11 protein-coding genes are annotated in these 13,663 nt (G+C 71.9%); 4 read left to right on the top strand and 7 right to left on the bottom strand.

What is annotated here, in order from left to right; all coding sequences use genetic code 11:
* Positions 1 to 25: 25 nt before the first annotated feature.
* Entirely contained in the window at positions 26 to 1,984 is a 1,959-nt protein-coding gene (locus H297_RS36390) for an ABC transporter ATP-binding protein (protein WP_078514079.1), read from the bottom strand.
* Positions 1,981 to 3,792 (bottom strand): ABC transporter ATP-binding protein, encoded by a 1,812-nt coding sequence (locus H297_RS0114630; RefSeq protein WP_027737665.1) that lies wholly within the window; start codon positions 3,790 to 3,792, stop codon positions 1,981 to 1,983. The genes H297_RS36390 and H297_RS0114630 overlap by 4 nt, the downstream gene beginning before the upstream one ends.
* A gap of 421 nt (positions 3,793 to 4,213) precedes the next feature.
* On the opposite strand from H297_RS0114630, the gene H297_RS36395 reads away from it, so the two are divergent.
* A complete protein-coding gene (locus H297_RS36395) occupies positions 4,214 to 4,543 on the top strand; it encodes a hypothetical protein (RefSeq protein WP_158693685.1) in 330 nt (109 codons plus the stop codon).
* Between the two features lie 174 nt (positions 4,544 to 4,717).
* Here H297_RS36395 and H297_RS0114640 read toward each other — a convergent pair whose 3' ends face one another.
* Positions 4,718 to 6,148: an MDR family MFS transporter gene (locus H297_RS0114640; RefSeq protein ID WP_027737666.1), complete on the bottom strand. Its 1,431-nt coding sequence runs from the start codon at positions 6,146 to 6,148 to the stop codon at positions 4,718 to 4,720.
* Positions 6,149 to 6,226: 78 nt separating this feature from the next.
* Between H297_RS0114640 and H297_RS36400 the strand changes: the two genes are divergently transcribed.
* Complete coding sequence (locus tag H297_RS36400; protein WP_158693686.1) at positions 6,227 to 6,697, top strand: MarR family transcriptional regulator; 471 nt, start codon at positions 6,227 to 6,229, stop codon at positions 6,695 to 6,697.
* Between the two features lie 254 nt (positions 6,698 to 6,951).
* Here H297_RS36400 and H297_RS0114650 read toward each other — a convergent pair whose 3' ends face one another.
* The 4 genes from H297_RS0114650 to H297_RS0114665 all read right to left on the bottom strand — a co-directional run bounded on the left by H297_RS0114650 (position 6,952) and on the right by H297_RS0114665 (position 10,802).
* A complete protein-coding gene (locus H297_RS0114650) occupies positions 6,952 to 7,647 on the bottom strand; it encodes a cupin domain-containing protein (protein ID WP_158693687.1) in 696 nt (231 codons plus the stop codon).
* Between the two features lie 74 nt (positions 7,648 to 7,721).
* Positions 7,722 to 8,537 (bottom strand): SagB/ThcOx family dehydrogenase, encoded by an 816-nt coding sequence (locus H297_RS40245; protein ID WP_051351846.1) that lies wholly within the window; start codon positions 8,535 to 8,537, stop codon positions 7,722 to 7,724.
* A gap of 26 nt (positions 8,538 to 8,563) precedes the next feature.
* Positions 8,564 to 9,886, bottom strand: coding sequence for a YcaO-like family protein (locus H297_RS0114660; protein ID WP_027737668.1), 1,323 nt, complete (start codon positions 9,884 to 9,886; stop codon positions 8,564 to 8,566).
* Positions 9,873 to 10,802 carry a TOMM precursor leader peptide-binding protein gene (locus H297_RS0114665; RefSeq protein ID WP_027737669.1) on the bottom strand — a complete coding sequence of 310 codons (930 nt, stop codon included), beginning with the start codon at positions 10,800 to 10,802 and terminating at the stop codon, positions 9,873 to 9,875. Before H297_RS0114665 ends, H297_RS0114660 begins: the two co-directional genes overlap by 14 nt.
* A 242-nt stretch (positions 10,803 to 11,044) precedes the next feature.
* On the opposite strand from H297_RS0114665, the gene H297_RS0114670 reads away from it, so the two are divergent.
* Both H297_RS0114670 and H297_RS0114675 read left to right on the top strand, forming a co-directional pair.
* Positions 11,045 to 11,230, top strand: coding sequence for a hypothetical protein (locus H297_RS0114670; RefSeq protein ID WP_027737670.1), 186 nt, complete (start codon positions 11,045 to 11,047; stop codon positions 11,228 to 11,230).
* A gap of 280 nt (positions 11,231 to 11,510) precedes the next feature.
* Positions 11,511 to 13,637, top strand: a complete 2,127-nt coding sequence (locus H297_RS0114675; RefSeq protein WP_158693688.1) for a YcaO-like family protein — start codon at positions 11,511 to 11,513, stop codon at positions 13,635 to 13,637.
* Positions 13,638 to 13,663: the final 26 nt, after the last annotated feature.

The raw sequence follows: 13,663 nt of genomic DNA on the forward strand, positions 1-13,663 counted from the left end.
GCGGGGGAGAGGGGCGGGGCCCGGATCAGGGGTGGGGGCCGGCGCGTTCGCCGGACCAGGCGGCCCAGAGCGCCGCGTACGGGCCGTCCGCCTCCTTGAGGTGCGCGTGCGGGCCGCTCTCCACGACCCGGCCCGCTTCGAGTACGACGACCCGGTCGGCGGTGACCGCCTGGGTGAGCCGGTGCGCGACGATCAGCGCGGTACGCCCGCGCAGCGCCCGCCGTGCCGCCTGCTCCAGCACCCGGGCACCGGAGCTGCCCGCCTCGGCCGTCGCCTCGTCGAGCACGGCCACGGGCGGGTCGGCCAGTACCAACCGGGCCAGAGCGAGTTGCTGTGCCTTGGCGGCGTCGAGGGTGTGCGCGCCCTCACCGACGACGGTGTCCAGCCCCGCGGGCAGCGCCTCGGCCCAGCCGAGCGCGTCGACGGTCGCCAGCGCCTCGCGCAGCTCGGCCTCGCCGGCGTCGGGGCGGGCCAGCCGAAGGTCGTCGGCGAGCGTTCCGGAGAAGATGTGCAGCTCCTGGGAGACGAGCACCGCCGGCGGGCCGGACGGGGTGCGGGGCACTGGGGTGGTGACCTCGCCCCGGGTGGGCGGCTGCACGCCCGCGAGGATCCGCGCGAGAGTGCTCTTGCCCGCGCCGCTGGTGCCGACGAGGGCGACGTGCTCGCCCGCGCGGAGGTCGAGGTCGACGTCGTGCAGTACGGGGACACCGGCGCCGTACGCATGGCTGACGCCCCTGACGGAGACGGCGGCGGCGTCGGCTCCCGTCTCCTCGGGCCCACCGGCCCCGTCACCCTCGCGGTCCCCGCTCTTGCTGGTCAGGTCCGTCACGCCGACCAACCGGGCGAGTCCGGCGGTGGCCGACTGGGCGTCGTCCAGCAGCACGAGCGCGGCGTTGACGGGGCCGAACAGGCTGTGGAAGTAGAGCGCCGCGGCGGTCGCCGTGCCGATGGAGACCGCGTCGCCCCGCACGAGCAGGAACCCGGCGCACAGCACGGCCACCAGCCCGATGTACTCGGCCACGTGCAGCCGGCCGTAGAACCCGAGAACGAGGCGCACGCCGCGCATCCGGAGAGCAACGGCCTCCCGCGACCTGGCTGCCACACGGGCGCTGTGCTGTTCCTCCAGCAGGAATGCGCGCACGGTGTCGGCGCCCCCGATGACCTCCAGAAGCTGCTGTTGCTGCAGTCCGGTCGCCACCCGCTGGCGGGCGTACAGCGGCACGGCCCTGCGCACGTACCAGCGGGCCGTCAGCGCCTGGACGGGTACGGCCAGCAGCGCGGCCAGCAGGAAGCGGAGGTCGAGCAGCGCGAGCGCGCCCAGGGTCAGCACGATCGTCAGCGCGGAGCGGGTGAGTTCGGGCAGGGCCGAGCGTACCGATTCGGACACCCGGGCCACGTCGTCGGTGACCCGGGCCGTGAGGTCGCCCGCGCCCGCGCGTTCCAGCCGGTCGGCGGGCAGGGCCAGCGCCCGTTCGACGAAGCGTTCCCGCAGCCGCGCGAGCACCGATTCGCCGACCCGTGCCACGGCCCCCATGCCGAGCGCCGTGGCGCCGCCCTGGACGAGCGCGACGACGGCGAGGGCGGCGACCGGCGCGGTCAGCGCGCTCGCGGCACGGCCCTGAGCGACGAGGTCCACGATCCGGCCCAGCAGCGGTTGCGTCAGCAGCCCGACGGCCGTCGCGGCGACCAGCAGCAGCCCGGCGCCTACTGCCTTGCCCCGGTCGGCGCGCAGGAGTTCGAGCGCCGCAGCACGCGTGCGGCGTCCGGTGGCGACGGGCAGCAGCTCCCGCGGTGCCTTGTCGGGCGTACCGTCCCCGTGCGGCGCGAGCGCTCCCGCGGATGCCTCGTGCGCGGCCCCGGGCCCGGAGTCCCGGGGCGGCGCTGCACGCCCGGCGGCACGTGCCGCCGGGACCTGCGGCGTCTCCGGGGCGTCGGCCTGGCCGGGGCGTATCGCACTGTCGTCGGAGCGCGGTGCCGAACTCATGAGAAGACCGCCGTCCGGTAACGGGAACTGCGGCGCACCAGGTCCTCGTGCGGCGCGGCTTCGGCCAGACGGCCGCCGTCGAGAAGAGCGACGCGGTCGGTGACGGCCAGCAGCACGGGGCTGCTGGTGACGAGCACGGTGGTGCGCCCCCGCCGTACGTCCCGCAGCCCGGTGGCGATACGGGCCTCCGTCGCCGCGTCGACGGCCGTCGTCGGATCGTGCACGACGAGCACGTCGCGGTCGGCGGCCAGGGCGCGGGCGAGCGCGACCCGTTGGCGCTGGCCGCCGGAGAGCGCGCGGCCCCGCTCGCCGACGGGCGCGTCCAGGCCCCCTTCGAGAGAGGCGGCGACCTCGTCGGCACCCGCGGCGGCCAGCGCCGTCGCGACGGTGGACGCGGCGGTGCCCTCGTGGTCCCGGCCCGCTCCGGGGGCGCTGCGGTCCGGCGTGGGGCCGTGCACCGCGGTCACGTTCTCGCGCAGGGAACCCGTGAAGAGTGCGGCCCCGTGTTCCGCTACCAGCACGGTCGCGCGCAAGGTGCGCGGATCCAGCGCGCCCAGCGGCACGCCGTCGAGTTCGACACTGCCGGACACCGGGTCGGCACGCCGGGCCAGGCACGCCAGCAGAGCCTCCCCGTGCGCCGGTTCGGTGACGACGACGCCGAGCAGTTCCCCCGGCGCGACTTCCAGATCGATGCCGTCGAGGCCGCCGTGGGTGAGGCCGCGCAGGCGGAGGGCGGCGGTCCGCGGGGTGCGCGCGTGGGCCTGCGCGGTGCGGTCGCCGTCGTCGCCGATGCGGGCACTGTGGCCGTCGGCCGCGCCGCCCTGGTCGGTGCGGACGTCGCCCGGTGTGTCCAGCACTTCCGCGATCCGGGCGGCCGAGGCGCGGGCGCGGGCGAAGTCGGCGGTGACCCAGGCGATCACCTGGAGGGGCCCGGGCAGGAACAGCGCCAGTCCCACGGCGGCGACCAGTTCGCCGAGCCCGATGCCGCCGCTGAGGACGAGACGGCCGCCGACGAGGGCGACGCAGGCGATGAACAGCCCTGTCAGCGTCTGCATCAGCCCGGTCTGGAGAGCCTCGGCCCTGGCCGCGCGCACCGTCGCTTCCAGCGAGGCACGGCTGGTTTTGCGGTAGCGCGCGGAGGCGGCGCGCTGTGCCCGTAGCCCCTGCAACACCCGGACGCCCGCGACGAGGTCGGCGGCGACGCCCGAGGCGTGCGCCGCGCGCTCCTGCTCGGCGTGGCTGCGGTGCTCCAGGGGGCGTGCGAGCAGCTGTCCGAGCGCCATCAGCACGGGGGTGCCGAGCAGGATGAGCAGCCCGAGCGGGACCGAGGCGCTGAGCAGCAGCACGGCGCCGGCGGTCAGCCCGACGACGGCGGGGAAGGCGAGGGTCAGCGCCATGGTGACGGCGCCCGCGCGCCGGGCGTCCTCGGTGGCGACGGTGACGAGGGCGCCGGGCGGGCGCCCCGTGTCGGCACCGCCGAGCGGGGCGAGTACGCGTGCCACCAGCCGCATCCGCAGGGCGTGCCCGGCGCGTTCCGAAGCGCGTTCGCCCGCGCGGGCACCGAGCTGGAAGCCGCCGGAGAGGAAGACGTAGACGACAGCGAGCACGAGTGCCCAACGGGCGAGGGAGGCACCGTCGGGATGGACGATCGCGCGGTCGACGATGAAGCCGATCAGCACGGGCACGAGGGCCTCGCCGATCTGATGGCAGGCACCGAGCCCGCAGCCGACGACGACGTCGCGCCGCTGCCCCGCGAGCACCTGCCGCAGGACGGGCAGGGCGGCTGGCCCGCTGCGCTGCACCCCCATGACCGCTCTCTTCTCTCCCAGCCCACAAAGAAAGGCAAGGCTTACCTTAGCGGTGCAGGAAAGCGCAAGCGGCGGGCCCCGGGCGGTCGGTCGGTGCCCGGCGCCCGCAGGCGTGCGACGGCGTACGAGCGGGAGCGGAGCCTCAGCAGACGGAGGAGCGCCGCGCTCTCAGATCCTCCATGCCGCACCACGGGGTGTGACTGAGAGCGACGAGGACGGTAACCCCGTCCAAGGGCACCCGATCGTTCTCGACCTTGTGGACCCGGTTCTCCGCGCTGCCACCGCCGTTCTACGCTGTGACCTGCGGCCATCGTCTGATCTTGTGCCTTCACGCACCGATGACCATCGGTTGTCGCACCCGTGGTGGTAACCAGCTCCGGGCGGCAAGGCGATGCGGACCGGAGCACGAATTCTGGAGTCGATGCGGTCTATGGACATGTCGTCCCGGGAGATCCGCATTCCCCTCGGCGAGGTCGTCGCGGTCCTGCGGGACCTGAACGAGTTCGTGGTGTCCCTCGACCGACTCGGGTCCCGCCAGGCGTCCGGAACCGCCGACGACCGGACCGTCGGAGCGTTCATCGCCGACTGGGATGTCGCCCGACGGCTGGCCCGCGCCCGGCACGTCATCAGTGGTGCTCTGGGTGCGCAACTGAGCGAAGAGGACAACGCCGAGATCGACGCCCTGTGCGAACAGGGCCGCTTCTACGGCACAGACAACGCCCCACCACCCTCCACCGGCCACTCCAGCTGAGACCACAAGCGCACCGGAGCGGACCGGTCGAGACGGAAGCCGGTGCGTCCGGGACCTGGCACCCGACCGGCACCGTCACGATCCACGGCTGGAGTGCTGGACGGCTCCACCACGGCCGAGGTCTCCGCCATGGCCAGGACGCACAGGAGTCAACAGCGCTCGTGCTCGATACACCTACTGCTTGACCGTACGGCGGTCTTGACGACGCTCCATGGTGGTGGAGGCGTCAGCGTCGCGAATGGCGAGAGCGACCGTGACGGCGAGCGCGGCTGCTGCGGCGGCGGCGAGGAAGGCGTCGTGGTAGGCGGTCAGGTGGACGTCGAGACGGCCGGCATTCTCCTGGGCCGGGTCCACGGCGGCGAGCACGGTGCTGAGGAGTGCGACGCCGATGGCGCCTCCGAGTTGCTTGCCGGCGTTGAAGAGGGAGGACGCCCGTCCGGTCTGCGCTGCGGTGATGGTGGCCATCGATGCGGCCTGGCTGGGGATGAACACGAGAGCCACGCCGAGTCCGAGGCCGAACATGATCAGCCGCACCAGCCACGGGCCGGTGCCGGCGTCCACCTGGGCCATCGAGAGCAGTGCTGCCGCGATGACCAGCAGTCCGGCTGCGACGATCCGGCGGGGCCCGAGGCGCGGGTAGAGCGCGCGGGTCACGATCTGCCCGCCAGTCATGACACCGATCGCAGAAGGGAAGATGGCCAGCCCCGACTGCACTGCGGAGAGGCCGAGTCCGTCTTGAAAGAACAGAGTGACCAGGAAGAGCGCGCCGAGGTAAGCGAGCGAGCCGAGTCCGTACAGGCTCGTCGCGCAGGCGAACATACGGTTGCTGAGCAGGCGCAGATCGACCAGCGGGTCGGCTGCCCGTAGCTCGACGGCGACCATCAGACCAAGCAGCACTGCACCGATGCCGAGCGTGGCCAGCACCGGGACGGCCGACCACCCCTGGGACGGGCCCTCGGAGACGCCGTACATGACCGAACCCAGCCCCAGGCCGGACAGCAGCAGGCCACTCACGTCCAGACGGCCGGGGCGTGCGGGGAGGTGGTCGGTCAGTGCCACGGCACCGAACACGAACGTCGCCGCGCCGATCGGCACGTTGACCAGGAACACCAGTCGCCACGACAGGCAGGTCGTGAACACGCCTCCGAGGACCGGTCCGAGCGCCGGGGCCAGCGCGGTGGCCAGCGCCAGGACGCTGGAGATCCGGACCCGCTCGGCCGGCGGGTGGACCCGGAACAGCATCGCCAGCCCGACCGGCGTCATCACCGCGCCGCCTACACCTTGCAACACCCGGAAGGCGACCAGCTCGCCGAGGCTGGTGGCTGTGCCGCACAGCGCCGAGGCGATCGTGAACACGCCTACCGCGCCCAGGAGTGCTCGCCGCCCGCCGATCCGGTCGCCGAGCCAGCCCGAGGCCGGGATGAACACCGCCAGGCTCACCAGATAGGCGATCGGGACCAGGCCGACGCTGTCGGCGCGGGCGTGGAAATCCCGGCCCAGGGTCGGTAGGGCGACGTTGACGATGGTGGTGTCCATGACAGCCATGAACATCGCGGCGACATACACCACCGCCACGACCAGCTTCTGATCCAGGCGAGACTCCATGGCTCGGACAGTAACATTATCGTTGACAGTGTCAATCATTGATAGTGGCAGTCATTGGTGAGAGGTAGCATCGATGACGTGACTACGGCCTCAGAGCTTCCCGCCCCGGGTGTGGGCGACCGGCAGAACGACCCGGCCGCCGAGGTTTGGCAACGCATCCGCGCCATCAGCCACAACCCGACCGCGATGGCCGCCTTCCACCAGATCGTCCAGGAGACCGGACTGCCACTCGCCCCCCTGCGGGCGCTGCTCGTCCTCCCCTTGGACGAACCGATCCCGATGCGGCAGCTCGCAAAGCGGCTCGGATGCGACAACTCCTACGTGACGTCGCTGGTCGACGCCCTCGAACAACGCGGTCTCGCCTCGCGCCGGCAGCACCCGACCGATCGCCGGATCAAGGTCATCGTGCTGACCGACCGCGGGCGAGAGCTGACCGAGCGGGCGCAGCTTGCCGACAACACACCGCCGGACTCTTTCGCCGACCTCAGCTCCACCGAGATCACCACCCTCCGGGACCTCTTGCGGAAGCTGGGTCCGGCCCAGACCTGACGACGCCACGAACCACTTGTACCGTGCCGGCTGTCAGGCCCCCGTCCGCTCGGTCCGGGCCGTCTCGCTCACTGCACCGGCCCGCACACACCGCGCCGCTCGACCTGACACAGAGATCCAGGTCCCTGGAGCTGACGGCTCCTCCGCGCAGGTGCCCGTCCCGGCTGCCGCCAGGCGTCGGCGTCGTGGATCGGCTGAGGCCGACGGCAGCGGCGACTGCGCGGGCAGCCACTGGGCCTGAACAGCCCGCCGGGTCACCTGGCGACGGGCTCGTGGAGGAAGAGGACCGTGCAGCCCGTCCTGCTGAACGACTGATGCTCGATGGGGTACGGGTAGTCGACGAAGTCGCCTCGCGTTCGATGGGCGGTGTGCCGCGTTCCGTCCGGGAACACCAACTCGTCGTCGGCCTCACCCTCGACGAACAGGAACCGGTGCGCGGTTCGATGCGGGTGCCGCGGCGCGGCCGAGCCCGGTTCGAAGTGCGCGAGTCCGACGACGCGTTCGTCGAAGTTCTCGTCGAACTCGACATCGAGGAGCAGCTTGAACCACTGGCCGGGACTCGACTCCTGCCAGCCGTCGGGACCGAACACGTCGTCCGCCGGATCACCCAGCCGCTCGCCCGTCAGCATGAGGGCCAGGCACCGGGACGGGCTCGACAGGACAGCGGTTTCGCCGGCGGGTAGAGCACAGTACGCACCGCTGAGGTGGCGTCGCGCCTGCTCCCGCTCGTCGCCAGCCGTGATGGCGAGTTCGCCGTCCAGCACCAGGATCCGGTCGACCGCGCGGCCGGACAGCTCGAACCTTGTCCCGTGGTTGATGCGGAGCAAGGTGAACGAGTCGCCGTCGGCGGGCCTCAGCAGTTCTTTGGTCCAGACACCCTGCACCCGCTCACCGCCCTGCGCGGCAGGCACCCATCCGATCGGCGTGAAAGTTGCGTCGCGACTCGTCATTGATCAAGAGTCCCATCGGACACGCGTCCGGCGCCACCGGCACGGCGGTGTACTCCTTGCACAGGGGCAGCACGTCAGGCACCCCTTCCACGGCGACCCGAACGGCTCTCGTCGGGGGCCCCGCCCAGAACGATGGAGTGCACCACGCTCTCCGCCTGGCTGTCGAGTTGCAGGAGTTCGTCGACTTCGTGGTCGTAGAAGCCGGACAGGCACAGTGTGCTCGTGGAGAGGCTTTCGGCGGCCAGGCAGATTCCTTGTCCGATGTGACCGGCTTCCAGCAGGACGAAGCGGTAGCCGCGCTCTGCGTACTTGGATGTCGTACGGGAGAAGACGCCCGTGAGCAGGACCACGGCTCTGGCGCCGTGGTGGTTCTCGGGCTGCATGCAGGAGGTGTGGAGTGCCTCTGTCGGGTCTGCCGGGTCGATGCAGCGCAGTTCGCGGGCTCCGGGCGCGTAGTGGTAGATGCCGGGCGCGAGCCCGCTGACGTCCGTGACGGCGACATAGCACTCGACCGGGTAGCGGCCGCCGGCCGAGGGGGCGGGTCGGTGCTGTTCGGTGGTGCCTACGGCCGTTGCCAGGATCGTCGCCAGTGCGCGTCGGGTCAAAGGTGTCTCACCGCTCCAGCCTCCCACCTGGCTGCGGCGGCGGGCGGCAAGTTCTCCGAGGGGGGCCAGAGGCAGCGGCTCGTCGTCGAGGGGGATGGTGAGTGCGCCCTGGAAGCGGTCCCGGCCGGCCCGCATCGCGTTCAACTCCGACTCGAAGTACTGGACGGACTCCGAGTAGTTGATCTGGCGGTCACGTGTGAACTTGGAGTTCTCGTGGAAGCTCGCCGCCAGGGGTGCGAAGGCGCCTGGGTCGGGCATCGGTGACCCGTCCGGTTGTTCCGGCATCGTGGGGGAGGATCCTTCCGGTCCGGTTACGCGAAGAAGTGCGGCGAGGGGTTGAGTTCGGACTCCTGTGCCGGCTTCGGCCTGTGCCCGAGCTCGACCGGAAGGTCGTACAGCCGCCGCCCCTGAAGGCACCGCAGCCGGCCGAAGTCCAGCGGCTGTGCGCCGGGCACGAGCACCTTGCGGACATGCCAGCCGATCTCGCGCAGGTCGGGCGGGGTGAGGTCGATGCTGATGACGCGCATCCCGCGCCGGGCCACGTCGGCCACCGCCGAGGACAGTGTCGTGCGGTCAGGGTCCGAGGCCGGCAGTGCGGGCTTCCACTCGGCGTGCTGGTCGAGCAGCCAGTCGAGGGTGTCGCGGTAGCCCGGCAGGCAGCTGACCCGGATGTGGTCCTCGGGCTCCGCCAGGGGTTCCAGGGGCCCCGGCGTCGCTGCCCGGGGATAGCCGCGGCGGGTCATCACCGCGAGGATCTGGAAGGCCTCCAGCACGGCCTTGCGCAGCGCGGTCGGGTAGTCGCCTCGGCATGCGGCGCCGAAGCAGAAGGGCGGAAGGCTCCCGGTCTGCGGCAGCACTCCTGCCAGTACCACGGGCTGGCCGAGGTCGAGTGTCAGATCCCATGCCCGCACGGTCAGGGGGTGCCACCGCGGTGCGGAGGCCAGGAAGCCTGCGACATCGTCGGACAACCGGGTGAGAGGCATCTCCGGCGGTGTCCAGCGGTTCAGGTGGCGGATCGTGAACGCGTCCCGCTCGTGGATCTCGCGCAGTCCGGACAGTACCGCTGCCGAGGCGTCCGTGTGGGCGGCCAGTCCTGTGGTCGTCCACGGGGCGAGTTCCTCGCCCTGGAACCTGGACCGGTAGGTGTAGGCCGGGAGCGCGAGCTGCGCGGGCACCAGTACGCGCCGGTCGTGTGTCAGGTCGTGGCCTTCGACCCAACCGCGCGGGGCCTTCTCGTCGAAGGGTGCGGCAGAACCTTCCCCCGGTGTGGGCAGTACGAACTCCTCCGCGTGCACGGCGTCGTCCTGGAACTCCACGTAGGTCCCGTACTCGACCTGGACGTGCGCGGCCCCCACCAGGGATCCGTAGCGCTCTATGGTCTCGCCCACGGCGGCGGACCGTGCCTCCGCCTCGGTGGTGCCGATGCCGAATCCGGTGACCCCGTAGTCCTTGGGCACGTTGGGCAGCAGGTCGGGGCGTGAGGCCGGGGCCAGCCTGGCCACCGTCGAGCGCGGCAGCAGCTCGGAGACGAACGGAACGACGCTGCGGACGATGCCGGTGCGCGCCGAGACGACGGCCGACGTGTCGATCCCGGCGCCCGCTACCAGGGCCTCCCTCATGTCACTGCCCGCCATGGCCGCAGCTTTCGCACATCGGCACCCGCAGGACCGGGTGGCGGGTGAGTTTCAGGGTGGTGAAACTGAGCTGGAGCAGGGTGGGGGCTGGTGCCTCGTTGGTCCGTCCGGCGAAGACGTTGACCGCCCGGAGGGCCGCCATGTTGGCCAGCAGGCCGTCGGCGGCGGGCAGCCGCCCGGTCGGGGCGGCTGCCAGCGCGGCGTGCCCGGGTGTCTGCGGGGTCTCCTCCTTGCCGGAGCCGTGCGCGGCCGCGCGCTCGCGTACGCACAGGCACTCGTAGCAAGCCGTGCGCAGGGGGACGACCACGTGCGTCACCACGGCGGTGACGCCTTCGAACCAGCCCGCGAGGTACGGCACGCGGGCACGGCGTGCCCAGCGGTCGAGAAGCCGCAGATGCTCCTCGTCGCGCTCACGCCTCAGTGAGACGGCGAGGGAGGGGAGGGGCCGGCTCAGTGCGGGCGCGTCCGCCTCGTCGAGCACAGGCCTGGGCGACACCCGGGCGCGGATGCTTCCGCTGGTCAACTGCGCGAAGTGGTCCCCGAGTTCCTCGTCGCCGAGGCAGACGACGTCCGCCTCGTCGTCGGCGCCCAGGGTGCACAGCGCCTCGTCGGGGAAGAGGCGGAGGACCGTGTTGGCTGCCCGGTCCGCACCGGGACCGCGGTCGAGTGCGGCCACGGTGGTGACCAGCCCCTGCGGTTCCATCTGCGCCAGGACGCGCGCGACCACTGCCGCCGACGCGCCGGCTTCCTTCGCCACCTCCTCGACGGTCTTCGGCTGCTCGACGGTGCACAGAATTCGCCGGGCCAGTTCGGCTGTTCTGCCCCGCAGTGCGACTTCTCCGTCCACGAGCCGCACGGTGAGTGTCGAATCGTCGCTGAAAGCTATCGACGCACCGGGGCTGAGAACGTACGTCATTTCCACCTCGACCGCCGCCGATCCACGTGCCCGCTCTCGTCATTCCGCATAAGGGCGATGCCTACACGGTCGACTATGAGATCGTCAATTTCACACAAGCGGAACGGCTTGCTCCGAGGTGGATTGCACAACGCTGCGCCTCCGAGGTGGACGCCTTCGCTTGACCGGAAGTCGCGATCCTGGCTAGCGTCCGCTGAATCGATTCGAGAGATCGATTTCCACACCACCTGGAGGAGGAATACATGGCACGTGAAGACAACTCCGCCGCCATCCCGGAAACCGGCCTGGAGGGCGCGGAACTGGAAGCGATCGACCTGACGATCGAAAAGCTCACGCCCCGTCTCGCGCTCGACAGCACCGAGGGCGGCAGCAGCGCCGTCACGGGCAGTTGCACGCTCAGCGGCACGATGTGCGGCGGCCGGGGCTGAAAGGAGCGCGCAGCGCCCCTTCACCGTTTCACCGTGATTGCGTGACCACGTGACCCCCATGCCCCCACTCCGCCCCGCCGTCGTCACGTCGGCCGAAGGTGTGCAACTGCTCCCCAGGTCGGAAGACCGCGTTGTGGTCCGCGGGTGGGGCCACGGGTCCGTGCTGGCCGGCGAGCACGCGCGGCTCGCCGGCCAGATCCTCCGCGAAGCGCGGGAAGGCCGGACGCCTGAGCAGCTGGCCGGATGTACTCGTGCTCCCCTGTCCACCGTCCGGGCCCTGGTGAAACGGCTCGTGGAACGAGGGCTGCTGGAGTGGAGGCCCGCATCCCGGCCTGCCCTGCTGCCGCCCGCGGAACCGGTTGGGCGCTCCGTCCTTCAGGCCGTGGTCGCCGACCCCGCCGACCCCACCGTCCCCGCAGCCTGCCTCGCGGCCGCAGCCGAAGGGCCCGAGCGGCTGCTGGTGACCGACGACGTGGGTGACGTCCTGCGACGGGCGGCCGGGGGGCCCGCGCATGTCGTTCTGCCCCGGCGCCTTGCTGCGGATCGCGAGAACACCGCCGTACGCGATCTCCTGGCGGCCGGTGGACGGTGGGCCTGCTACTGGCGCGAGCACGGGCGCACCGTCGTCACCACGGATCTTTCCGCTGCCTCGGGACTGTGCCTGGCATGCCTGGCGTCGCGTGAGCGGGCCGGCGGTCCACCAGCGCCCACGCACCGGGAGTCCGCTTCCGGCGACGCGCGTTCCACTGCGCTGCTTCTGGCACATGTCCTGGCCGGCCTGCGTGCGGGGCACCCGCACGCGCCCGGGGAGCCGGTTGTCTACGAGCTCCTCCACGACCGAGTGGTCTTCTCGCCCGTGCGTGGACTGCCGGTATGCCCCTCCTGCACCCCGCACGCGAGCGGGGGCCCGCTGCTCACCTCGTCCACGGCGACGGCTGCACAGGACCCGGACGACGGCTCCGCCCCGGACCCCCCGCCCGCCGCCGCAGCCGAGGGAGCCTTCTCCCTCGATGAGCTCGTCGACCGCTGCCGGCACTCGAACGATCTGCCTCCGGCCGAGCTGACCGCCCTGTTCGACGACATCAGACACCTGGCCGGTGACCGGGCGACGGTGATGAGAACCGTCCGGCCCGAGACACCGGCGCTCGCCGCCGACTGCTTCCACGCTGTCGCGGCCGACCTCGCGGACCTGCGGCGCATCAGCGCGTCCAACGGACAACCGCAGGCCTACGACGCCTTCGGCAGCGCGTGGACCATGGCCGGGGCCCTCCAGCGCTGCCTCGGCGAGGCGGTCGAACGGTACTGCGCCCTGGTGCACGGGGCCGCGCACCGGGTCGTATGGGGAACCGGGAGCGAACTGTCCGAGGCCGTGCCGGTCGAGCGGTTCGCGACGCTGTCGCCTGCGGAGATCCGGGAGAGCGGCCAGGAACTGCGTACCGCGACACCGGCATCCCGCCTCGGCTGGGTGGCCGGCCGCAGCCTCCTCAGCGGGGAGCAGGTGCTGGTGCCCGCGCAGCTGAGCTTCCTGGCGTACACCGCCGCAGCCTTCGAGGACGTGGTACAGCCCAGTTCCAACAAGGGTCTGGCCGCCGGGCGCAGTACCGACCGGTGCCTGCTCCACGGGCTGTGCGAACTCATCGAGGCGGACGCTCTGCTCATCCACTTCCTCAACCGCTCCCCGGTGCCCGAACTCGACCTGGCGGGCAGCACCGGCGCCGGTCCGCGCCTCTCCCGGGTCGGCCGCGCCCACCGGGCCGTCCAGGCCGCGGGAGGACGGCTGCGAGCCTGGGACTTCGGTACGGACCTTCCCGTGCCCACCGTCCTGGTGATGGTCGAGCGGTACGACGAGGCCGGGCCCCTGGCCACGTTCGGCATGGCCACACGGCCCGATCCCGCCGACGCACTGGAAAAGGCGGTCCTCGAAGCGCTGCACGGCACATGCTGGCTGGATGCCCGGATGGCTGAGACGGCCAGGGCCTTCGCCGCAGTCCCCGCTCCGGACTGGGTCACCACCCGGGAACACGCCAAAAGTCTGGGCGCCTCGTCCGCGTACCTGGCCGAACTCGGCTGGCTGCTGGACAGGGAGACGCGACTGCCGCTCGGCGACTACCTCGCGGCCCACCCCCGCGGCTCCACGGACCCGGCTGCGCAGCTGCGCCGCCTGGTGAACACGCTGGCGGCCAACGGCCTCGACCCCCTCGCGGTGGACCTGACCACCCCCGACGTCCACGCGGCGACGGGCCTGGAGGTGTGGCGCACCATCGTGCCGGGCCTTCAGCCCTTCTCCATCGGAAGACTTCAGGCGCGGGCAAACGACCGGCTCTTCTCCGTGCCCGTGCGCATGGGCCACCGCACTGCACCCGCGACCGAGTCCGGCCTCAACCCATTGCCCCACCCCTGCCCGTGAGGAGAGCACCGTGAGAGGGAGCCCGA

This window comes from Streptomyces sp. CNT360 (assembly GCF_000424785.1).

Bases quoted from the DNA above. Each gene is read 5' to 3' on its own strand.
- H297_RS40245 (WP_051351846.1), bottom strand. From the start codon at position 8,537: ATGCCGGAACAACCGGACGGGTCACCGATGCCCGACCCAGGCGCCTTC.
- H297_RS0114650 (WP_158693687.1), bottom strand. From the start codon at position 7,647: ATGACGAGTCGCGACGCAACTTTCACGCCGATCGGATGGGTGCCTGCC.
- H297_RS36395 (WP_158693685.1), top strand. From the start codon at position 4,214: ATGCGGTCTATGGACATGTCGTCCCGGGAGATCCGCATTCCCCTCGGC.
- H297_RS0114665 (WP_027737669.1), bottom strand. From the start codon at position 10,802: ATGACGTACGTTCTCAGCCCCGGTGCGTCGATAGCTTTCAGCGACGAT.
- H297_RS0114630 (WP_027737665.1), bottom strand. From the start codon at position 3,792: ATGGGGGTGCAGCGCAGCGGGCCAGCCGCCCTGCCCGTCCTGCGGCAG.
- H297_RS0114640 (WP_027737666.1), bottom strand. From the start codon at position 6,148: ATGGAGTCTCGCCTGGATCAGAAGCTGGTCGTGGCGGTGGTGTATGTC.
- H297_RS0114660 (WP_027737668.1), bottom strand. From the start codon at position 9,886: ATGGCGGGCAGTGACATGAGGGAGGCCCTGGTAGCGGGCGCCGGGATC.
- H297_RS0114670 (WP_027737670.1), top strand. From the start codon at position 11,045: ATGGCACGTGAAGACAACTCCGCCGCCATCCCGGAAACCGGCCTGGAG.
- H297_RS36390 (WP_078514079.1), bottom strand. From the start codon at position 1,984: ATGAGTTCGGCACCGCGCTCCGACGACAGTGCGATACGCCCCGGCCAG.